The organism is Bradyrhizobium sp. 2S1 (assembly GCF_011516625.5).
Taxonomy (GTDB): Bacteria; Pseudomonadota; Alphaproteobacteria; order Rhizobiales; family Xanthobacteraceae; genus Bradyrhizobium; species Bradyrhizobium septentrionale.
Map to the genome: position 1 here is coordinate 4,197,963 of NZ_CP147717.1, position 20,116 is coordinate 4,218,078.

A 20,116-nucleotide genomic window follows, 5' to 3' on the forward strand; every position below is an offset into this window, starting at 1 on the left:
GTCAGCGAGACGGGCCCTCGTGCGAAGAACGCATTCCCGCCTAGCTGTTCGGACCGCGATCCATGCTGACGGGCTGCCAGCGGCGCAACGCGGTGTTTTGCAGCACCGACGGGTTGACGCAGCTTACCGGCCACATGCCTTGGAGCACTAGTGACAATTCGTAGCCCACCCGGCGCTTGCGCGCTTCGTCAAAACGTGCCGACGCCGAGGCGACATGGGCGGTCAAGGTAACATTGTCCATCCCGAGCATCGGATTGTTGTGCGACGGCGGCTCCTTTTCCAGCACGTCGAGCGCGGCGTGGGCGATCCAACCCTCCTGCAGCGCCTTGATCAGCGATTCCTCGTCGACGGTGGCGCCGCGGCCGGTGTTGATGAAGACGGCCGATTTTTTCATCTGGCGAAAATGCTTCTCGGTCAGCATGTGGTGCACTTCGGGCCGCGCCGGGGCGTGCATCGAGACAAAATCCGACTGCGACAGCACCTCCGACAGCGTCGAGGGGATCACGCCGTGGTCGTACATCAGCGTTTCCTGGATGAAGGGATCGTAGGCCATCATCCTGAGGCCGAACGGCGCGGCGCGCTTGGCCACCGCGCGGGCGACCCGGCCGAACGAGATGAAGCCGAGGGTCTGGCCCATCAGCCGCGGAATCTTCAACAGCGCCGGGCGGCCCTCGGCCCAGCGGCCGCTGCGCACCATCTTGTCCTGCTCGATCAGGCGGCGGAAGCCTGCGAGCAGCAGCATCATGGCGTGGTCGGCGACCTCCTCGATGAAGGTGTCGGGGATGTTGGTGACGGGGATGCCGCGCGCGGTCGCGGCCTTGACGTCGACCGAGTCGACGCCGACGCTGCCGAGCGTGATCACCTTGCAGTTCTCCAGCGCGTCGATGACCGTTTTCGTGATCGGCATGCCCTTGGCGTAGATCGCGTCCGCGGTCCGTGCCGCGGCGATGAATTCGGCCTCGTTGGCCGGCGCCTCGACGATCTCGGCGCCGATCGGATCGAGCGCCTCGCGCTCATAATCGTAGCCGCCGCCGGCGACCGTGAAGCTCGCGCCCTTCGGCGTCACCACCCTGAATTTCGACATTGTCTGCTCCCGATGTGAGGTCTTCTGTTCTTGCTTCTTGCTGGTTCGGTTCTTGATCTTGCTTCTTGGTCTTGTTGCTTCTTGGAGCGCGGCTTGCGTCACCGCTTTCCCATACTTGTACGCGAGCTGCGCCATTCCCTCTACAATTGCCGGTTGGTCCGCGGCCCGATTCTCCGGGCTTCTACGGGGAACCTCCGTAACCATCGGGTAAAGGGTCTCACATTACGGTGAACCGAATCAATCCGCCAATCGCGTCGCGTTCCCCGCCTCCTGGAGACCCCCGTGAAGCTGTCAAATATGAAGATCACCCCCAAGCTCGGCATTCTGGTGGGGGGGGCCCTGATCGGCCTGTGCACTGCCGGCATCCTCGCGATCAACCTGATGCAGCGTGAGATGACGAATGCGCGCATCGACCAGGCCAAGGCCATGGTCGAGATGGCGAAGAACATGGCGGCGGGCCTGAAGAAGGATGTCGATGCCGGCAAGATGACCAAGGAGGCGGCGCTCGCAGAGTTCGGCAAGCGCGCCAACACCATGACCTATGACAACGGCGCCGGCTATCTGTTCGGCACCGACTACAACGGCATCACGGTGCTGGCGCCCGATCCGAAGCAGGTCGGAACCAACCGCATGGACGTCGTGACCAACGGCCGCAAGCTCTCGCAGGAATTGATGGACGGCGTGAAGTCCAAGGGCGAGATCCTGTTGTTCTATGAGTATGTGAAGCCCGGCCAGGAGACCCCGATCCGCAAGGTCGGCTATGCGGTGGCGGTTCCCGGTTTCGACATGTATCTCGGCACCGGCGCCTATCTCGAGGATATCGATGCCAAGATGCGGCCGATCGCGTGGCTGCTCGGCCTTGCGATCCTCGGCATCGGCATCATTTCCGGCTCGGTCGCCTGGCTGATCGGCCGCAGCATCTCCCGGCCGCTCAATCTGCTCGGCAGCCGCATGCGCGATATCGCCGACGGCAAGCTCGACGGCGACATCCCCGGCGTCGACCGCGGTGACGAGGTCGGCGGTATGGCCGCGACCGTGCAGATCTTCAAGGACAATGCGGTGCGTATCCGCGGTCTCGAACAGGCCGAGGCCGAGACCCAGGCGCGCGCCGCCACCGAGCGACGCTCGGCGATGCAGAACATTGCCAGCGATTTCGAGCGCAGCGTCAACGGCATCGTCCGGACGGTAGCTTCCGCCGCCGCCGGCATGCAGACCACGGCGCAGTCGATGACCGCGACCGCCAGCGACGCCAGCGCGCGTGCCGCGACCGTCGGCGCCGCATCCGACTCTGCCTCCAACAATGTCGGCACCGTCGCTGCCGCGGCCGAGGAGCTCTCCAGCTCGGTTGCCGAGATCTCCCGCCAGGTGGCGCGCTCAAGCGAGGTCGCAAGTCAGGCGGTGGCCGATGCCGAGCGTACCAATGCCACCGTGCAGGCGCTCTCCACCGGCGCCGAGAAGATCGGCGAGGTGGTCAAGCTGATCCACTCGATCGCCGCCCAGACCAATCTGCTCGCGCTTAACGCCACCATCGAGGCGGCGCGCGCCGGCGAATCCGGCCGCGGTTTCGCGGTGGTCGCCTCCGAGGTGAAGGCGCTGGCCAACCAGACCGCGAAGGCGACCGAGGAGATCTCGGCGCAGGTCGCCGCGATGCAGGCCTCCACCGGCGAGGCGGTGACCTCGATCGGCGGCATCACCGCGACCATCGCGCAGATGAGCGAGATCACGGCCTCGATCTCGACCGCGATCGACCAGCAGGGCGATGCGACGCGCGAAATCGCCCGCAACATCCAGCAGGTCGCGGCCGGCTCGAGCGAGATCTCCGCCCATATCGGCGGCGTCACCACCGCAGCCGCCGCAACCGGCACCGCGGCGGGCGACGTGCTGTCGAATGCGCGCGAGCTCGACACCCAGTCCGGCATGCTGCGCAACGCGGTCGACGAGTTCCTGCAGAAGGTCCGCGCGGCTTAATGGATGCGCAGTTGCGTAGGGTGGGTTAGCCGAAGGCGTAACCCACCGCAGGTCCGCGAAGAAGGTTGGTGGGTTACGCTACGCTAACCCACCCTACAATTTCTAACCCACCCAATTCCATATCCCCGTCATCCTGAGGTGCGAGCCTTGCGGTGCACTTGCACCGCTGGGCGAGCCTCGAAGGATGTACGGCCCGGCCGGTGGCCGTCGATCCTTCGAGACGCGCGCAAGAGCGCGCTCCTCAGGATGACGGAAATGGCAGGCCTCGCGGGAGAGTAAAGCGGAGGGTGTGCCCCGCTCTGCAACGCTACATTTTCTCACTGCTTCTCGATCCCGGCGTCGGCGATCAGTTTCTCCCACAGCACCAGCTGCTCCTTGAGGAACGCCTCGAACTCCTCGGGCGTGCCGGAGAACGCCTCCATGCCGCGCTCGGCGAGCTGGTTCTTGATATCAGGCCGCTCGACGATCTTGCGGATCTCCGCATTCAGCCTGACGACGACATCCTTCGGCAGGTTGGCGGGGCCGAGATAGCCCTGCCAGGAGGTGATGTCGAAACCCTTCACGGTCTCGTCCATGGTGGGCAGGTCCGGCAGCAGCGCGGATTTCCGCTTGGTGGTGACGGCGAGCGGCTTCAGTGCCTTGGCGTTGACGTGCGGCAGCCCGGTCGGGACATCGATGAACATCATCGAGATCCGGCCGGCGATCACGTCGGTCAGCGCCGGCGGCGAGCTCTTGTAGGGCACGTGCAGCAGATCGATGCCGGCGAGGCGGGCGAAGGTCGCGCCGGAGACGCTCGCCGACGACGAGCCGCTGGCATAGGTGTATTTGCCCGGCTCCTTCTTGGCGAGCGCGATCAGCTCGGCGACGGAGTTCGCCGGGATGTCAGGATGGATCACCAGCATGAAGGGCAGGTCGCCGGTGCGCGCGATCGGCGTGAAATCCTTGATCGGATCGTAATTCATGGTTTTCAGCAGATACGGATTGGCCGAGTGCGTCGTGTTGGTGGTGACGAACAAGGTGTAACCGTCGGGGGCGGAGCGGGCGACATAGTTCGCCGCGATCGAGCCGTTGGCGCCGGCCCGGTTGTCGATCACCATGCCGACGCCGAGCGCAACCCCGAGCTCCTTGGAAATCAGCCGTGTCGTGGTGTCGGTGCCGCTACCGGCGGCGAACGGCAGCACCAGCGTGATGTTGCGGGTGGGATAGGTCTGGGCAAGTGCCGTCTCGGACATCGCCACGAGCACGGCGGCGGCTGCGGCCGCCAGGCACCAGTATCGTCGCAATCCCATGATCATGTCGTCGTCCCCCCGCGCAGGCCCTGAACAGGCCCATTGCGGCCGAAGCTAGCCCGGCCGCCATGGCTGCGGAAGCCGTGCCGGGAGCAGCCTTTCGCCGCATGGCCACTCCCGGACGCGGGTGGGGACGCTAGGATCCCGCCGGGAACACCTGCGCGACGTGAAAAGCCTTGGTGGTGACGAGCCACCTGCCGTCGATCAGATGAAACACGAGATGGTCGATGAAGCCGGTTTGGCCGGCCCTGACGCGCACCTTGGCGATGGCCAGATCGGACGCGGTCTGGTCGATGCTGATGATGGCCTCCTCGCGCGGCGATTTCATCGATGCCGGCGAGGGACGGCTGCCGATGAAGTCGCGGAATTCCGCGGCCGACCGCACCGTGTGCTTGCCGTCCCGGATGCCGTGCACGATGCAGGCATCGGAGAAGACGTCGCGGAACCGGCTATCGTCGACGTCATACATCAGGTTGAAATATCCTTCGATCGCGGATGCGATGGCCTGGATGTCGCTCATGGCAAAATCTCCGTAGCGGATGATGTGGCGGTGGCCTCACCGGATCGAACCGGATCGGTCTGCGCCGACAGTGGCCGATACGGTGGCGGAGTGCTACGACTGGGCTGTCATCTCATGGATGACTGAGAGGCATCGACATGGACGAAGTTGACGGTCGGCTCGTCGGCGGGCTTGTGATCCTCGCGGCCGTTGCGGACGCGCGCAGCTTCGGCAAGGCGGCTGAACGGCTCGGCATGACGCAGTCCGGCGTCAGCAAGGCGATTGCCAAGCTCGAGGCGCGCCTCGATGCCAGGCTGGTTCACCGCACGAGCCGCGCCGTCGAGCTCACCGAGGAAGGACGCGCGCTGTACGAGCGGGTTGCGGCGCATCTGGCCGGGATCGGCGAGGCGGCGGCGGAGACCTCGAAATCGCGCGATGCGGTCCGCGGCAGGCTGCGGGTCAATGTCGACCCGCTGTTCTCCCGCATGGTGCTGTCGCCGAAGCTGAGCGAGTTCCTGCTGCAGAATCCAGGCATGGATCTGCGTATCGAGACCCGCGACCGGATCGCCGATCTGGTCAGCGACGGTTTTGATCTGGCGGTGCGCTTCGGCGAGCCGGCGCCGTCGGCGCTGATTGCGCGCCGCGTACTCGATGCGCGCGTGCTCACCGTGGCCTCGCCGATCTATCTCGAACGACACGGCCGGCCGCTTGATCCGCGGGAGCTGGCGAGCCGCGACCATCAGTGCATCCTGGCAATCGACGCGGCGACCGGGCGTCCGTTCGATTGGGAGTTTTGGCGCGGCGGCGAGGTCGTGCCGGTCGCGGTCAACGGGCGGCTCACCGTGACCGATTCAGGAACCAAGCTCGGCGCTTGCCTGGCCGGCTTCGGCATCGCGCAGGTGATCGATCTCGGGCTCGACGATCGCCTGAGGAGCGGCGCGCTGATCGAACTGTTTCCGGACTGGCCCGACGAGCGTTTTCCGCTCTACGTCTATTACGCCTCGCGTAACCACGTGCCGGCCAAGGTGAGGCGGTTTATCGACTTCATCACGGAAACGCTGGCGGCAAAGCCACATTTGCCACGCAAATCCGCCGGCTTGCGCAAGGTAGGCTAGAGCGTTTTCGAGCGAAGTGGACCCCGGTTCGCGTGAAGAAAACGCGTCAAAACAAAAAGCTAGAGCTTCGGTTCTGATTCAATCAGAACCGAAAATCTCTAGCCATATCCTCGGCGTCAGCTAGCGCTTCGCCGAGCCCTGCCGCGAGGCGATGATGACGCCGGCGAGCACCAGCGCGTAGCCGATCAGATGAAACGGCGCGAGCGTCTCGCCGAGCAGCAGGATCGCCATCGCCGAGCCGAACACCGGCACCAGATGGAAGAACGGCGCCGCGCGGTTCGGGCCGATCAGCGCGATGCCGCGGTTGAAGAACAGATAGGCGAGCGTCGACGGGAAGATCAGCGTGTAGCCCAGCGTGGCAAACGTCAGAACGTCGAGCTTCAGCGTCACGCCATTGGCGAATTCCCAGGCCGCCACCGGCAACAGCATCATCGCACCACAGCAGGTGGTGAACGAGATCAGCGAGAGCTGATGGATTTTCGGCCGGCGCGGGATCAGCGCCGAATACAGCCCGAACGACACCAGCGAGGCGCCGAACATGATGTCGCCCCGGTTGAAGCTGATGCTGGCGAGCGCCGAGAAGTCGCCGCGCAGGATGATGGTCAGCACGCCGGCCAGCGAGATGGCGATGCCGGCGAGCTGCGCCGGCGTCAGCCGCACGCCGAACAGGATCAGCGACCACATCGCCACGAACAGCGGCCCCGCCGACTGGATCAACAGCGCGTTCAGCGCCTCGGTATACTGCATCGCCCAGTAGGAGATCGCGTTGTTGAAGGCGAAGCCGACTGCGGACAACAGCAGCATCAGCGGCAGCGCGCTGCGCAGCTTCGGCCAGTCCTTCTTCAGATGCGGCCAGGCGAACGGCAGCAGGATCACGAACACGCCGAACCAGCGGATCGTGGTCAGCGTGACCGGCGGCACATGGCTGCCGACATGGCGCGCCAGCACGATGTTGGCGGCCCAGAACAGCGACGTCAGGCTGAGCAGCAGATAGGGCTGGTTGTTGAGCCAGTGCAGCGGCTGATGGCGTGGGGTTGCGGCAGGTGCGGGCAAAGCGGTCATTATCTGGTGGATGTTGTGCCCGAATCCGCTGCCGCGACAAGACGAAAGAGCGGATTGGTGCCATGCGCGGCCAAGGCTCGTCGTCGCTCGCAGCGTCATGAACACTTGATTCCGTCACCCTGAGGAGCGCGGCACGCGCGTCTCGAAGGGTCGACGGCCACCAGCGGGGCCGTGCATCCTTCGAGGCTCGCTCCGCTCGCACCTCAGGATGACGGAGATAGATATTGCGCGTGTCTCCGTCGCCACGCCTATTTCTGCGGCCCTGACAGCGAGATGTCGCGCTCGGCGCGAAACACGTTGCTGTAGAGATTGGCGATCCATTGCCGCCCGCTGGAGGTGACGTTGAGGTGACGGATCGCCGGCTGCACATGCGGCGCGGCGCTGTCCCAGTAGAAGCGCGGATAGAGGTCGACGAGATCGGCCGGCGAATCGTAGCCGAGCTGGCGGTTGAGCCCGGCCTCCTCGAACTCGATGTACAGCGCGTTGGCCTTGCGGATGTAGTGGGGGTCGCCGAGCTGGCCGATCAGATCGGCGGCGCGCAGCAAGGCGGCCTCCTCGCCGAAATCCTCATCGTCGTCGTGGGAGCTGAGCGGAAAGCGGGTGCCCTCGATGGCGCGGGCGATGCGCTCGTTGTCGAGCTGGGCGACGCCCTTGATCCGCTCCATCACGAAGATCTTGGAGCGGTCGACGTGATAGGACATCAGCGCCGCATCCGACGAGCCGCGCGGCAGGATCACCTTGCGGCCATCGGCATTGATCAGATAGCCGTCTTGGTCGTCGGCCTGGAACAGCCCGCGCACATAGCCGATGTCGTGGGTGAGGCAGGCGATGATGACATGCGCATAATCCTCGGCGCTCATGTGCGAATGCAGCGCGCGGCCGCGCAGGATGTCGTGGCCGGCCAGCGTCACCAGCATGGTGTGCTCGACATTGTGATAGAGCGCGTCGCTGTTGCCGATGCATTCGATCGCGATCCGCGCGATCGAGGGCACCATCTCCACCAGCTGGGTTTGCGAAGAGCCAAACCGGCGCTGCATGTATTCGCCGAGGAATTTGCCGAGCGCGTCGGCTGCAAGTTCGGGAAGGGTCATCACGGCCTTGACCTCCGAGAGCAGGGGTAGCTTAGGGCTCGGCGGCATTTCAGGCTAGTCCCGCGATGTGACATAATGTTTGCGGCCGTATCGATACGGCTGGACCGAAGAGGCTTTGGGCGGGAGCGGGTGATGGGTGTCGATCTCTTGAACGTCAAAGGCCTGAACGAGCTGGATCGCCAGGCTCCGGTCGTTATGGTCAATCTGATGCGGTTTCGGGAGCGATCGCTCGACGGCGACGGCTCAGGCTGGGATGCGTACCTGCGTTACAGCGCGCTCACCGTGCCGATGATCAAGGCGCGCGGCGGCACGCTGCTGTGGACCGGAAACGCAGAGACGGTCGCGCTGGGAGAGCCTGCTGGCCAGCGCTGGGATTATCTCGCGCTGGTCTACTATCCAAGCGTCGCGGCCTTCATCGACATGATGACCTCGGCCGACTACGAAAACCGCTGCGACCCGCATCGCCGCAACGGCTGCGAACAGCACGTCATCATCGCGACGCGCGAGGCGTACAGCAAGTTCAAGGTCGGGTGAGGCGGCTTAGAGCGCGCCTTTTGCAACTCCACCACCGTCACCCTGAGGAGCGCGTAGCGCGTCTCGAAGGGTCGACGGCCCGACTGTGGCCGATTCATCCTTCGAGGCTCGCAAGAGCTCGCACCTCAGGATGACGGGTCTGACAGATTGGCAATGGCCGCTCGGCAGGCGGCCTGCAGTACCCGGCAAACCTCATCCCTCGACCGCCCCGCGCTCAGCGAGGCGAAGGTTGGATAGCTCGTCAGCGCGAAGATCAGGTCGACGGCGTCCCTGCGGGCCCGCGGCGCCGCGCTTTTGGCCGCGATACGGTCGATCAATGCGGTGACGCCGCGGCGGCGGCGTTCGTTGCGCTCGCGCACCGCTTCGGCGAATTCGGGATCGGTCGCCATTGCGTCGTGCAGCCGGGCGACCGCGGAATCGCGGCTCCAGAAGCCGCAGAAGATCTCGACCATGCGGTCGAGCGCGGCACGCGGATCGGCCATCGTCATGGCGTCGGCGAGCTGATGCAGCCCGCCGTGACGGGCGATCTCGTCGAACACGGCCTCGAGCAGCCCGCGCCGCGAGCCGAACTGGTTGTAGACGGTGAGCCGGGTCACGCCGGCCGCCTTCGCCACCGTATCCAGCGAGAAGCGCGCGATGCTCTCGCCCTCACGCAGGGTGCGCGAGGCGGCCTCGATCACGCGCTCGCGCGTCTCGGCGGCGGCTGCGCTACGTGCCGGGCTCACATAGCTGCGCGGCGGCATCGGCTGGCCTTGCTTTCGTCAGATTGACTATACATTATGTATATCTAATTTCCAAGGCCCTTTGGAGCAACATCATGCAGATCGCCCTCATCATAGCCCTGTCCCTTCACGTCCTGTCATCGGTGTTTTGGGCCGGCTCCAGCTTCACCTTGGCGCGCACCGGCGGCCTCGGCAGCGAAAAGCTGCTGGGCCCGCAGATCGGCGCCGCGACGGTCGCGATCGTCACCGGCGTGACGCTCTGGCGTCTGGTCCATGAAGGGTCGTTCGCGCTGTCGGAAAAGATCCTGGCCGGCGGCGCAATCGCAGCGCTGGCCGCGATCGCGGTGCAGATCTTCGTCGGCGGCGGCGCGATCAGGCAGCTGCGCAACAGCGCCGGCGATCCGTCGGCGGCGCGCGCGCGGCTCGCGCTCGCCCAGCGCATCGCGGCCGGGCTGCTCGCGATCACCGCGCTGTGCATGGGCGCAGCGCGCTATGCGTGAACTTAATACTTCCGCACCAGGTCCGGGGTGATCTCCTTCAGGCTCCGGATGCCGAGCAAGGCGAGGTCGCGATCGATCTCGTGATGCAGCAGTGAGATCGCGCGCGCGACGCCGGCTTCGCCCGCGACCACGGCGGCATAGAGGAACGGACGGCCGACCCAGACGAAGTCCGCTCCCAGTGCCAAGGCCTTGATGACGTCGGTGCCGCGACGGATGCCACCGTCCACCATCACGGTCATGTTGCCCTTCTGCGCCGCGATCTCAGGCAGCGTGCGCAAGCCGGAGACGGTGTAGTCGAGTTGGCGGCCGCCATGGTTGGAGACCATCACGCCGTCGCAGCCGTGCTCGCGCGCCAGCCGCGCGTCTTCCGGCGAGATCAGCCCCTTGACCACCAGCTTGCCGCTCCAGCGCTTGCGGATCAGCTCGACATGCTTCCAGGCCAGCTGGTCGCGGCTGCCGATGTTGCGCATCAGGTTCTTGGACAGCACCGGCGGGCCCTGCTTGGCGTCCATGTTCTCGAAATGCGGCATGCCGTGATTGAACACGGTGCGCGCCCAGGTGTTCAGCAGCCAGTCGGGATGGGTGATGGTGTCCCAGAACACCCGCGGTGTGATCGCAAGCGGCACCTGGAAGCCGTTGCGGATGTTGTTCTCGCGGTTGGGCGGCACCGGGACGTCGGCGGTGACGACGAAGGTGTCGTAGCCGGCCGCCGCGACGCGATCGACCAGCGGCTCGATGCGTTCGTCGAGGCCGGCGAGATAGGCCTGGTACCAAGCCAAAGGATTGGCCGCGCGGACGTCCTCCAGCGTGATCAGCGAGGAGGCCGAGAGGATCATCGGGACGTTGGCGGCGGCCGCGGCCCGCGCCAGCACGATGTCGCCGCGATAGGCGCAGAGCGCCGACGAGCCCATCGGCGGAATCCCGAACGGCGAGGCGTAGGTCTTGCCGAACAGCGTCGTGGTCTGGTCGCGGCCGGAGACGTCCTTCAGCACCCGCGGCACGAAACCGTATTCGTCGAACGCCCGGCGATTGTCGGTGCGGGCCGCGTCGGTCTCGGCGCCGCCCGAGATGTAGCCGTAGAGGAATTTCGGCAGCAGCCGGCGGGCCTGCGGCTCGAAATCGTCGAGTGTGAGATAGTGCCGCAAGCGCCGCGGCACGGCGGGAGCGGCGCGGTTGACGGTTGCTGGAGGCGGGGAAGAGGCTGCGGTCCGGTCGTGCACGTCTGGCGTTTCCGTTGTTCTTGGTTCTTGGTTGGAGCTTCCAGGTTAGCGCCTGCCCCCTGGACCGACAATCTTCTCGTTGAATTTGTTGATGGACTGGCTGACGTCGATGAGTGTCTTGCGGGTCTCGGCGATCACGGCGCCGGATTTCTTGTCAAAACTCTGGATCAGCTCGCGCAGCGAGATCACGGTCGGCAGCAGCTCGCCGCCATATTTGTCGCTGCCAAAACTCTTCAGGAACTTGTCGGCCGAGGTCATCTTGTCGTCGACCGCGCTGACGCCGGCGTCGGCGGCGTCGATGAAGGCGGCGATCAGCTCGCCATTGCCCGACAGCGAATTGGTGAAGTTCTCGAGCCCGAGCAGCGAGTCCTTGATGTCGGCCTCGTTCTCGGTGATGACGCGGTCGACATTGCGCAGCGCGACGCGCAGCTTCTCCTGTATGCCCATCGTGCCTTCGGCGTCGGCGGTCAGCTCAGGAATGCCGTCGGCGCCGACGGGCGGCGCCGCGGCGTCGTCGGTGCCGCCGGTGAAGGAGATCGAGGCGATCCCGGTCAGGCCCTGGAATTCGAGGCCGACCTGGGTATCCTTCTTGATCGGGGCGTTGCCCTCGATCCGCGTCATCGCCACCACACGGCGGCGGTCGAGCCTGATCGAGACCACCTCGCCGATCCGCACGCCGGCGAAATTGACGCTGGCGCCGCGGCGCAGGCCCGACGCCGAGCCCTCGAACACGACACGGAACGGCACCATGCGCTTGATGCCGGCATAGCGCTGATAGCCCAGCCAGCCGCCGAGCGAGCCGGCGATCAGGGCCAGCGTCAGGGTGCCGATCAAGAGATTGCTGGCGCGCGCCATGTGTTGGGACCTGTCGCAAAGCAGACCCTAGGAGATAGCGGATTTGCCGCCGATAGTCACCGCACCTCGGGGGCGCAGGGACCGGTCAGGCCGACTGCTTCCGCGACGCCGCGAAGACGCCGGCCAAGACCAGCGCGAAGCCGATGAAATGGAAGGCCTGCGGATGCTCGCCGATGAACACGATCGACATGATGGTGCCGAACACCGGAACCATGTGGAAGAACGGCGCGGCGCGGTTGGCGCCGATCAGCTGCACCCCGCGGTTGAAGCACAGATAGGCCAGCGTCGAGGGGAACACCGCGACATAGAACAGCGACAGCAGGTTGTTGGTGGTGAGCTGCATCACCGGACGCGCGCCGAGTTCCCAGATGAAGAACGGGACCAGGAACAGCGCGCCGCAGCCGAAGGTGAAGGCCGCGACCGACAGGCCGTGGATGTTGGGCCGCTTCAAGGTCAGCACCGAATACAGCGCGAAGATCACCAGCGCGACGGTGAAGATCAGGTCGCCCTTGTTAAAGTCGATCTTCGACAGCGTGGTGAGGTCGCCATGCAGCAGGATCACCAGCACGCCGCACAGCGACAGCAAGACGCCAAGCAACTGCGCCAGCGTCAGCCGCGTGCCGAGCAGGATCAGCGACCACAGTGCGACCACGAGCGGCGCCGCCGATTGCAGCAGCAGTGTGTTGAGCGCCTGGGTGTGCTCGAGCGCCCAGTATTGCAGCGTGTTGAAGGCACTGATGCCGGTGATCGACAGCAGCATCATGATGCCGAGATTCCTGCGGATCGCGGGCCAGTCCCGGGCGAGGTGCTTCCAGGCGAACGGCAGGATGATCAGGAATGCCGCCGACCAGCGCAGGAACGACAGCGTCACCGGCGGAATGTGGCCGGCGGCGAGCCGGCCGACGATCGCATTGCCGGCCCAGCACATCGCCGTGATGCAGAGCAAAAGATACGGCTGGTTGGCGATCCAGGAGCCGGACGCAGGCGTGGTGGTGGAATCGGAGGCAGACATGCGACAGGCCCCGGTTCACGACGCCGCGGCCTGCCCGGCTGGCATCACCGGGCCGGTATGGATCTCCCCGGCCCCTGTCACAGACACGGATTCCGCCGATCCATCAATGGGGATGGACGCATCGCGACCATGCGCGAAGGCCCCTTTCGCGGCGGACGACGGCGGTTTCGCTACGGCGCTCTGCGGGCCGGGATGAACCTCTAACCGGTCTGCGGCGGCGCGGTCTGGCGCTTGACGATCTGCTCGGCGAGCTCGATCAGGATCCGCTTGGTGTCGGGATCCTGCACCTCGCGGAACACCCGCAGCATGCGCAGTTCGAGCAGCGACTGCAGCGATTCCGCGGTCTGGCCGCCGCCTTGTGCCGGCGCGGTGGTTGCGCTCCGCCGGTTGAGGATGTCGGCGGCGATCCCGAGCATCTCGGCGACGGTCGCCAGACGGCCGGTATCGATTTTCACCGTACCGCTTACGCCGTTCTTTTGCAGCGAGGCGCCCGCGCACAGGATCTCGGCGAGATCAGCCTGCGACAGACCGATCTCGCGCCAGCGCGCCTGCACCAGTTGGTCGATCTGGTCGTCCTGCGATGTGCTCATGGTGCGTTCAGACCATCTCCGGCAATGACTGTGGACAGCAATTCGTCGACGAAGGCTGCCGGCAAATGGCCAGCGCGCCGCAATGGGACTCCGGCGGATCATTCGGATGGACAAATGGTCCCACCGAACCGGGCGACGCGCAGGACGATCCGTACCTGGACTTCAGCCGCCCAATCGCGCGGCCCGCGCACCTCGTGGCCTGAGATGCTCGCATCCGCGTCATCCGGCCTTCGCTTTTTTATCAAGACTGTCCGCGAATGCAATCAGGGGGCGACGCGTGTGGTGAACCCAACCCGGATATATGACCTTGCCACATAATGCCGCGTTTCCTGTTCGCGGGGCCATGCGTTGGGCGCGGCAGCAGCCCTGAGCACGCTGCGATGGCCGCGCGGCGCCGCTCACAGGTCGATGATCCCGAGCGCGATGCTCTTCGCCACGCCATGCGTCTTGTTGGACGCTTCGAGCTTGCGCAGCGCCTGCTTGATGAAGCCTTCCACGGTCTCCGGCGAGATGCCGAGGATCTGCGCGGTGTCGACCACGGTCTTGCCGCGCGCCGCCCAGGCCATCACTTCCTTTTCGCGGCCCGTGAGCTTGATCGTCTCGGCGGCGTTGGCGGGCCGCAGGATGGTCGGCGCGTTGCGCTGGTCGCGGTTGACGATGTCCATCGCCCGCTGCACCCAGTAGATCATCAACAGATGCAGTTCATGCCGATGGCAGACGAACAGCTTGTCGAAATCGCGCGGCTGGTCTTGCCAGAAAAACACCGTCGAGCTCGAATGCACGGCTCCGAGCCGGTCGCGATAGTGGAACGGCACGACGAAACCGTCCTTGAATCCGAACTCCCGGGCGGCATCCATCGTTTTGACCTCGGGCGCCCGCTTGTGTCCGCTTCGCTCCGGCAGCTTCAGGCTGCTCCAGCTGAATGGCGTGTTGGTGCGTCGCGACCGCGCCAGCGCCGGATCGGCATGGACGAACTCGTTCTGCACATACGCCCGCTTCCAGGCGTCGGGAAATGTGCCGATATGGTAGGGCAGATCAAGATCGGGCCGGCCGGCATCGACAAAGGCGAAGCCCGAGAAGCCGTAGTTCTGGACAATACGATGCAATGACGAGCTGAGCTCGTCGATGGTATCTGACGCCTCGATGGTCGAAATCGCGTCTACCAGGACCATTGACTAAAACCCCCGGTTTCCGGGGGTACCACAGTTGGCCCCTTTTGTTCCAGATGTTCCGCATTTGGAGGAAGGGATAATGCCGCATTCATTGGACGGCCTTCACGCACTCATCACCAGGGAAGAGCTTGATCCGGCGCATGTCGGAGCGATGTTGCGGCTGCGCAAGCTGCTGTTCGTCGACCATTGCGGCTGGCTTCTGACCACGGTCGGGGATGTCGAACGCGATCAGTTCGACTGCTGGTATACCGAGCACTGCCTGTTGTTCTCCGGCGTCGAGCTCGTCGGCGGCTTCCGGGCGATCCGCACCGACTATCCCTATCTCACCAAGTCGGTGTTCCCGCAGCTTGCGGTGCGCCGCTTTCCGAGCCGCCGCGACGCTTGGGAGATCAGCCGTTTCGGCGTGCTGCCTGGTGTCGCGAGGTCGCAGACTGCACGCGTGAACTACGCGCTGATGTTCCGCTTCGCCGAGCTGCGCGCAGCGAAGGCGCTCGTGGCGCTGGCCGACCTCTCCTATGAGCGTTTTCTCACCCGCATGGACATCCGCACCCGCCGCTACGGCCCGCCGCAGGTGATAGGCAATGATCGCATGGGCCGCCCGCTGACGGCGCTCGCCGGAGAAATCCCGCTTGGTCTTGCCGACAATCCCGGCCTGACCAAATTCCTCGACCTTGGACGGCAATTGGAGATCCACGATGCTTCACATGTTCTCGGACGTTCGAGCATTCCAGCATGATCCGCTGCGTCTGTTGCTGACGCGCGGCAACGAGGCGGAGCGGGGGCTGGTGCCGTTGCGGCTCGGTCCTGCGCCGGTCTTCCTGGTGAACGATCCCGATCTGCTGCGCCCGATCCTCAAGGCGCCGGAGACCGACATCGGAAAGGGCAAGCTGATCAAGAAGCTGACGCCGGTGCTCGGCCGCAGCTCGCTGATGCTGAGCGGCGAGGAGCACAAACGGCGGCGGGCGGTGCTGCAGAAGCACATGGCCAAAGGCAGCGTCGAGAAATTCCTGCCGCATATGTGCGCCGAGATCCGCGCGGTCGGCGCCAGCCTGGCGCTCGGATCGTTCGATCCGCACCACGTCACCGCGATGCTGGCGCTGCGGACGATCTGCGTCGCGATCTTCGGCTCCCAGGTGATGTCGTCTGGTGACGAGGAAGCCCTGGTTCAGGCCGTCGGCGCGATCGAGGACGATCTGGCGGAGGAGATGTTCCGCGCGTTGCCGTTCGGTCCGGTGGCGTGGTACCGCCGCCGCAAGAACCGGGTCTGTGCCAAGCTTGCGATGTCGACGGTGGTGCAGCGGCTGCGCCGCAAGGCGGGCTCGAGCAGCGCGCTGCGCGATCTCGAGGCGCTCGGTCTGAGTGATCGCGATCTCGAGGACGAGATCCTGACATTGCTGCTGGCCGGCCATCACACCACAGGCTCGACCGCGGCATGGATGTTCTACCACATGGCCGCCGATCCCGCGCTGATGGACGACATCGCCGACGAGGCCGCGGAGTGCCTGGGCGACGACGGCGAGCTGCGACTAGACGCAGTGAAGCGCGCCAATCTGAGCGCGACGCTGGTCAAGGAGGTCTGCCGGCTCTATCCCAGCGCATGGTGGTTCTCGCGTGAGGTGATGCAGCCGGTGACGATCGGCGGGCACGACCTCAAGGTCGGCACCTCGCTGTTGATCTGCCCCTGGCAATTGCAGCGCGATGGCAGGCATTTCGAGGATCCCGACCGCTTCCTGATGACGCGGCGCTACAACACCGATGCCTACATCCCGTTCGGTGCCGGTCCGCGCGCCTGCGCCGGGATGGGGGTTGCGATGCTGGAGCTGCAATTGCTCGCGCTCGAGATCGCCGCCGCCTATCGCTTCACCGCCGTCACGCCAAATCCGGCGCCGTGGCCGAAAGCGTCGGTGACGCTGATTCCGCCGCCCATGACGATCGACATCGAAGTCCGGGAGGTGCCCTCGCGCATCCTGCATCCGGGCGAGGAAGCGCAGCACCTGCCCTACATTCCGTCCGCCGCCACGGCATCCATCAGCACATTACAATCGGTATCCTAATGACAACACACATCACAACGGCCAGCATCGGGCAGAGGGCCATGGATCAAGTGCAAGTGCGCAGTTTGCGCGACGTCATCACGGTGTTGATCGAGCAGCGCAGCATCGTGAGGGCGGCCGGCGCAACCTTTGCCGCACATTTGCTCGACCTCGCGATCATGCAGCTCCGGCTCAACGTCAACGATATTTCGGCGGAGGAATTGTCCGGCCTGTCCGACCTCGTTGGCGCCGAGTTCGGCAGGGACAAATCCCCGCATTGATCGCGCAGAGCGTTTTCAAGCGAAAACGATCATGCTCAGAACAAAGAGATAGAGCGGGACGACGTTTCGAAGAAAAGTCATCCCGGTCTAGGTGGTGTGGACTCTAAGGATTCCCTTTTAGGAGCAAATCAGATTCAAGGCTGCTTTTGGGGAGGCCGCCTTGGGTGTGATGGACCGTTTGGTATTGAGCGACGCGGCGTGGGAGCGGATAGCGCCGCTGATCATAGGGCGCCCCGATCAGAAGGGCTCCACCGGGCGCGACAACCGGATGTTCGTGGAAGGTGTGCTGTGGATCGTGCGTACGGGGTCTCCCTGGCGCGATCTTCCGGAGGTGTTTGGGGACTGGAACAGCGTGTTCCGGCGCTTCAGTCGATGGAGCATCAAGGGTGTTTGGTGGCGGATCTTCGAGGCGATGTCCGATGATCCGGACTTCGAATATCTGATCGTCGATTCCACCATCGTTCGGGCGCATCAGCACGCCGCCGGCGCCAAAAAGGGGGGTCTGAAGATCAAGCGGAAGATCAAGCGATCGGCCGCTCGCGCGGCGGCCTGAGCACCAAGATACATATGGCCGTTCGAGGCTTGGGATGTCCGGTGCGGTTCACGCTCACCGCAGGTCAGAAGGGCGATGCACCGCAAGCCGCCGCATTGATCGAAGGCTTATCCGCCGAGGTCGTCATGGCCGATACGGCCTATGACGCCGATCACTTGCGCCAAGCCATCGCCGCCAAAGGCGCGCTCGCCGTGATCCCCAACAACCCGTCACGCGCGCTCAAATATCCACTCGACAAGCATTTCTATGCCCAGCGTCATCTCGTCGAATGCTGCTTCTCAAAGCTCAAGCAGTTCCGCCGCGTCGCAACCCGCTTCGAAAAAACGGCCCGGAACTACCGGGCCGTCGTCACTCTCGCAGCCATCGTTCTATGGATGCGCTAGTGTCCACACCACCTAGTCTTGCGTCGCCACCAGCGCCTTCATCGTGGCGCCGGCGGCGAGCGCGGCGTCGTTCGGATCGATCTCGATCTGCAGGCCGCGCTGGCCGCCATTGACGAACACGGTGATGTGGGTGAGGGCGGTCTCGTCGATCGCGGTCGGCACCCGCTTCTTCTGGCCGAACGGGCTGATACCGCCGACATGGTAGCCGGTCAGCCGCTCGGCATCGGCCGGGCGCATCATTTTGGCCGACTTGCCGCCGAGCGCGGCGGCGAGCTTCTTCATGCTGACCTCGCAGTCGGACGGCACCACGGCGCACACCGGCTTGCCGTCGACCTCGGCCATCAGCGTCTTCAGCATCCGGCTCGGCTCGACACCGAGCGCCTCCGCCGCCTGCAGCCCGATGCTCTCAGCGCTGGAATCGTAGACATCGGTGTGGAGCTTGAAGGCAAGGCCTAGCTTCCGCAGCGCCATGGTTGCTGGTGTCGAATTGGGCATGGACCCTGCCGGTTAATCCAGCTGAATGATCGCCGCAATGGCGGCTGCGATCAATCGGCCGATCGTGTCGCACCGGGCCGCGCCAACATTAAATTCCGGCCAGGGCGGCGCCGCCGCGCACGGGGTGGAATTTTTAGGGGATATCAAAGGGTTGTCGTTCGTCTAAAAGGCATAAACGACCCCGTTCTTGCTTGCGAAGCCGGGCCGCTTCCGTTATCCGGTAGGCGCCTTGCGTGCGCACGGCCGGGCGCCGTGATTTGGGCTGGGCATATCATGCAGGATCGCTGTGGGCGGACGCGTTTTCGCCGCGATCATGGTCTGAAACACCTGAAGGGAACATCTTCGAAATGGCCAATGTTGTCGTCGTCGGCGCCCAGTGGGGTGACGAAGGGAAGGGCAAGATCGTCGACTGGCTGTCGGAACAGGCCGACATCGTCGTGCGCTTCCAGGGCGGCCACAATGCCGGCCATACGCTCGTGATCAATGGCGAGACCTACAAGCTGGCGCTGCTGCCGTCCGGCGTGCTGCGCCCGAACAAGCTGGCGGTGATCGGCAATGGCGTGGTGTTCGACCCGCAGGCCTTCCTCGACGAGGTCGCCAAGCTGAGGGGGCAGGGCGTTGCGGTCGGGCCGGACAATCTGCGCATCGCCGAGAACGTCACGCTGATCCTGCCGCTGCATCGCGAACTCGACTCCCTGCGCGAATCCGGCAACGCCATCACCTCGATCGGCACCACCCGCCGCGGCATCGGCCCGGCCTATGAGGACAAGGTCGGCCGCCGCGCCATCCGCCTGATGGACCTCGCCGACCTCGACACCCTGCCGCACAAGATCGAACGCCTGCTGGCGCATCACAATGCGCTGCGCCGCGGCCACAATCTGGAGGAGATCGACGGCAAGGGCATCCTGACCGAGCTGACGGCGATGGCGCCGAAGCTTTTGCCCTATGCCGAGACGGTGTGGCGGCTGCTCGACCTCAAGCGCCGCGAGGGCAAGCGAATCCTGTTCGAGGGCGCGCAGGGCGCGCTGCTCGACGTCGACCACGGCACCTATCCCTATGTGACGTCGTCCAACACGGTGGCGGCGCAGGCCGCGACCGGCACCGGCATGGGCCCGGGCGCGGTCGGCTATGTGCTGGGCATCTGCAAGGCCTACACCACCCGCGTCGGCCAGGGTCCGTTCCCGACCGAGCTGAACGACGAGATCGGCGAGGAAATCGGCCGCCGCGGCAAGGAATTCGGCGTCAATACCGGGCGCAAGCGCCGGGTCGGCTGGTTCGACGCCATGCTGGTGCGACAGACTGTCCGTACCTGCGGAATTGCCGGGCTGGCGCTGACCAAACTCGATATTCTGGACGGGTTCGACAGCATCAAGGTCTGCATCGGCTACAAGCTCGATGGCAGGGAGATCGACCATCTGCCGGCCGGCGAGGGCGCGCAGGCCCGGGTCGAGCCGATCTACGAGATCATCGAGGGCTGGAAGCAGCCGACCGCCAACGCGCGGTCCTGGGCGGACCTGCCGGCCCAGGCCATCAAATACGTTCGCCGGGTCGAGGAACTGGTGGGGTGCCCGGTCACCCTGCTGTCCACCAGCCCGGAGCGTGAAGATACTATTCTGGTACAGAATCCGTTCGAGGCTTAACGGGATATTACCTATATC

General features: G+C 65.0%; 21 protein-coding genes and 1 pseudogene. 10 read left to right on the plus strand and 12 right to left on the minus strand.

What is annotated here, in order from left to right; translation table 11 throughout:
• Nucleotides 1-40: 40 nt before the first annotated feature.
• Nucleotides 41-1,084 (minus strand): C-terminal binding protein, encoded by a 1,044-nt coding sequence (locus HAP54_RS19800; RefSeq protein WP_166302968.1) that lies wholly within the window; start codon nt 1,082-1,084, stop codon nt 41-43.
• A 282-nt stretch (nt 1,085-1,366) separates the two neighbouring features.
• Between HAP54_RS19800 and HAP54_RS19805 the strand changes: the two genes are divergently transcribed.
• Nucleotides 1,367-3,052, plus strand: a complete 1,686-nt coding sequence (locus tag HAP54_RS19805) for a methyl-accepting chemotaxis protein (protein WP_166302971.1) — start codon at nt 1,367-1,369, stop codon at nt 3,050-3,052.
• A gap of 317 nt (nt 3,053-3,369) precedes the next feature.
• Here HAP54_RS19805 and HAP54_RS19810 read toward each other — a convergent pair whose 3' ends face one another.
• The gene (locus tag HAP54_RS19810) at nt 3,370-4,347 is read right to left on the minus strand and encodes a Bug family tripartite tricarboxylate transporter substrate binding protein (RefSeq protein WP_414646206.1); all 978 of its coding nucleotides are present in this window, start codon (nt 4,345-4,347) and stop codon (nt 3,370-3,372) included.
• 130 nt (nt 4,348-4,477) lie between these two features.
• Complete coding sequence (locus HAP54_RS19815; RefSeq protein WP_166302977.1) at nt 4,478-4,861, minus strand: nuclear transport factor 2 family protein; 384 nt, start codon at nt 4,859-4,861, stop codon at nt 4,478-4,480.
• 137 nt (nt 4,862-4,998) lie between these two features.
• On the opposite strand from HAP54_RS19815, the gene HAP54_RS19820 reads away from it, so the two are divergent.
• Complete coding sequence (locus HAP54_RS19820; RefSeq protein ID WP_166302980.1) at nt 4,999-5,955, plus strand: LysR family transcriptional regulator; 957 nt, start codon at nt 4,999-5,001, stop codon at nt 5,953-5,955.
• A gap of 120 nt (nt 5,956-6,075) precedes the next feature.
• Here the strand turns inward: HAP54_RS19820 and HAP54_RS19825 are convergent, their stop codons facing one another.
• Together HAP54_RS19825 and HAP54_RS19830 are read right to left on the minus strand one after the other, a co-directional pair.
• Nucleotides 6,076-7,017 (minus strand): DMT family transporter, encoded by a 942-nt coding sequence (locus tag HAP54_RS19825; RefSeq protein WP_166302983.1) that lies wholly within the window; start codon nt 7,015-7,017, stop codon nt 6,076-6,078.
• Between the two features lie 248 nt (nt 7,018-7,265).
• The gene (locus HAP54_RS19830) at nt 7,266-8,111 is read right to left on the minus strand and encodes a metal-dependent phosphohydrolase (protein ID WP_166308082.1); all 846 of its coding nucleotides are present in this window, start codon (nt 8,109-8,111) and stop codon (nt 7,266-7,268) included.
• 129 nt (nt 8,112-8,240) lie between these two features.
• Here HAP54_RS19830 and HAP54_RS19835 point away from each other — a divergent pair, with 129 nt between their 5' ends.
• Nucleotides 8,241-8,642: a DUF1330 domain-containing protein gene (locus HAP54_RS19835; RefSeq protein WP_166308085.1), complete on the plus strand. Its 402-nt coding sequence runs from the start codon at nt 8,241-8,243 to the stop codon at nt 8,640-8,642.
• A 125-nt stretch (nt 8,643-8,767) separates the two neighbouring features.
• On the opposite strand, the gene HAP54_RS19840 is transcribed toward HAP54_RS19835, so the two are convergent.
• Nucleotides 8,768-9,385: a TetR/AcrR family transcriptional regulator gene (locus tag HAP54_RS19840; protein WP_166302986.1), complete on the minus strand. Its 618-nt coding sequence runs from the start codon at nt 9,383-9,385 to the stop codon at nt 8,768-8,770.
• Nucleotides 9,386-9,459: 74 nt separating this feature from the next.
• Between HAP54_RS19840 and HAP54_RS19845 the strand changes: the two genes are divergently transcribed.
• Nucleotides 9,460-9,864 carry a hypothetical protein gene (locus HAP54_RS19845; RefSeq protein WP_166302989.1) on the plus strand — a complete coding sequence of 135 codons (405 nt, stop codon included), beginning with the start codon at nt 9,460-9,462 and terminating at the stop codon, nt 9,862-9,864.
• A 2-nt stretch (nt 9,865-9,866) separates the two neighbouring features.
• Here HAP54_RS19845 and HAP54_RS19850 read toward each other — a convergent pair whose 3' ends face one another.
• The 5 genes from HAP54_RS19850 to HAP54_RS19870 all read right to left on the minus strand — a co-directional run bounded on the left by HAP54_RS19850 (nt 9,867) and on the right by HAP54_RS19870 (nt 14,713).
• Complete coding sequence (locus HAP54_RS19850) at nt 9,867-11,021, minus strand: alpha-hydroxy acid oxidase (protein WP_166302992.1); 1,155 nt, start codon at nt 11,019-11,021, stop codon at nt 9,867-9,869.
• Nucleotides 11,022-11,129: 108 nt separating this feature from the next.
• Nucleotides 11,130-11,939, minus strand: coding sequence for an MlaD family protein (locus tag HAP54_RS19855; protein ID WP_166302995.1), 810 nt, complete (start codon nt 11,937-11,939; stop codon nt 11,130-11,132).
• Between the two features lie 85 nt (nt 11,940-12,024).
• The gene (locus HAP54_RS19860; protein ID WP_166302997.1) at nt 12,025-12,951 is read right to left on the minus strand and encodes a DMT family transporter; all 927 of its coding nucleotides are present in this window, start codon (nt 12,949-12,951) and stop codon (nt 12,025-12,027) included.
• Nucleotides 12,952-13,151: 200 nt separating this feature from the next.
• Complete coding sequence (locus tag HAP54_RS19865; protein WP_166303000.1) at nt 13,152-13,541, minus strand: hypothetical protein; 390 nt, start codon at nt 13,539-13,541, stop codon at nt 13,152-13,154.
• Nucleotides 13,542-13,939: 398 nt separating this feature from the next.
• Nucleotides 13,940-14,713 carry a LuxR family transcriptional regulator gene (locus tag HAP54_RS19870; protein ID WP_166303003.1) on the minus strand — a complete coding sequence of 258 codons (774 nt, stop codon included), beginning with the start codon at nt 14,711-14,713 and terminating at the stop codon, nt 13,940-13,942.
• Between the two features lie 79 nt (nt 14,714-14,792).
• Between HAP54_RS19870 and HAP54_RS19875 the strand changes: the two genes are divergently transcribed.
• The 4 genes and pseudogenes from HAP54_RS19875 (at nt 14,793) to HAP54_RS19890 (ending at nt 17,963) form a co-directional block, all read left to right on the plus strand.
• Nucleotides 14,793-15,449 (plus strand): acyl-homoserine-lactone synthase, encoded by a 657-nt coding sequence (locus tag HAP54_RS19875; RefSeq protein ID WP_166303006.1) that lies wholly within the window; start codon nt 14,793-14,795, stop codon nt 15,447-15,449.
• Nucleotides 15,409-16,767, plus strand: a complete 1,359-nt coding sequence (locus HAP54_RS19880; protein WP_224741860.1) for a cytochrome P450 — start codon at nt 15,409-15,411, stop codon at nt 16,765-16,767. The genes HAP54_RS19875 and HAP54_RS19880 overlap by 41 nt, the downstream gene beginning before the upstream one ends.
• A gap of 41 nt (nt 16,768-16,808) precedes the next feature.
• Nucleotides 16,809-17,027: a hypothetical protein gene (locus HAP54_RS19885; protein WP_166214129.1), complete on the plus strand. Its 219-nt coding sequence runs from the start codon at nt 16,809-16,811 to the stop codon at nt 17,025-17,027.
• A gap of 169 nt (nt 17,028-17,196) precedes the next feature.
• Nucleotides 17,197-17,963: pseudogene (locus HAP54_RS19890) on the plus strand (IS5 family transposase).
• A gap of 12 nt (nt 17,964-17,975) precedes the next feature.
• On the opposite strand, the gene ybaK reads toward HAP54_RS19890, so the two are convergent.
• The gene (ybaK, locus tag HAP54_RS19895) at nt 17,976-18,458 is read right to left on the minus strand and encodes a Cys-tRNA(Pro) deacylase (protein ID WP_166303009.1); all 483 of its coding nucleotides are present in this window, start codon (nt 18,456-18,458) and stop codon (nt 17,976-17,978) included.
• Between the two features lie 25 nt (nt 18,459-18,483).
• Here ybaK and HAP54_RS19900 point away from each other — a divergent pair, with 25 nt between their 5' ends.
• On the plus strand, nt 18,484-18,624 hold the full coding sequence (locus tag HAP54_RS19900; protein WP_166303012.1) for a hypothetical protein: 141 nt from the start codon (nt 18,484-18,486) through the stop codon (nt 18,622-18,624).
• A 181-nt stretch (nt 18,625-18,805) separates the two neighbouring features.
• Nucleotides 18,806-20,098, plus strand: coding sequence for an adenylosuccinate synthase (locus HAP54_RS19905; RefSeq protein ID WP_166303015.1), 1,293 nt, complete (start codon nt 18,806-18,808; stop codon nt 20,096-20,098).
• Nucleotides 20,099-20,116: the final 18 nt, after the last annotated feature.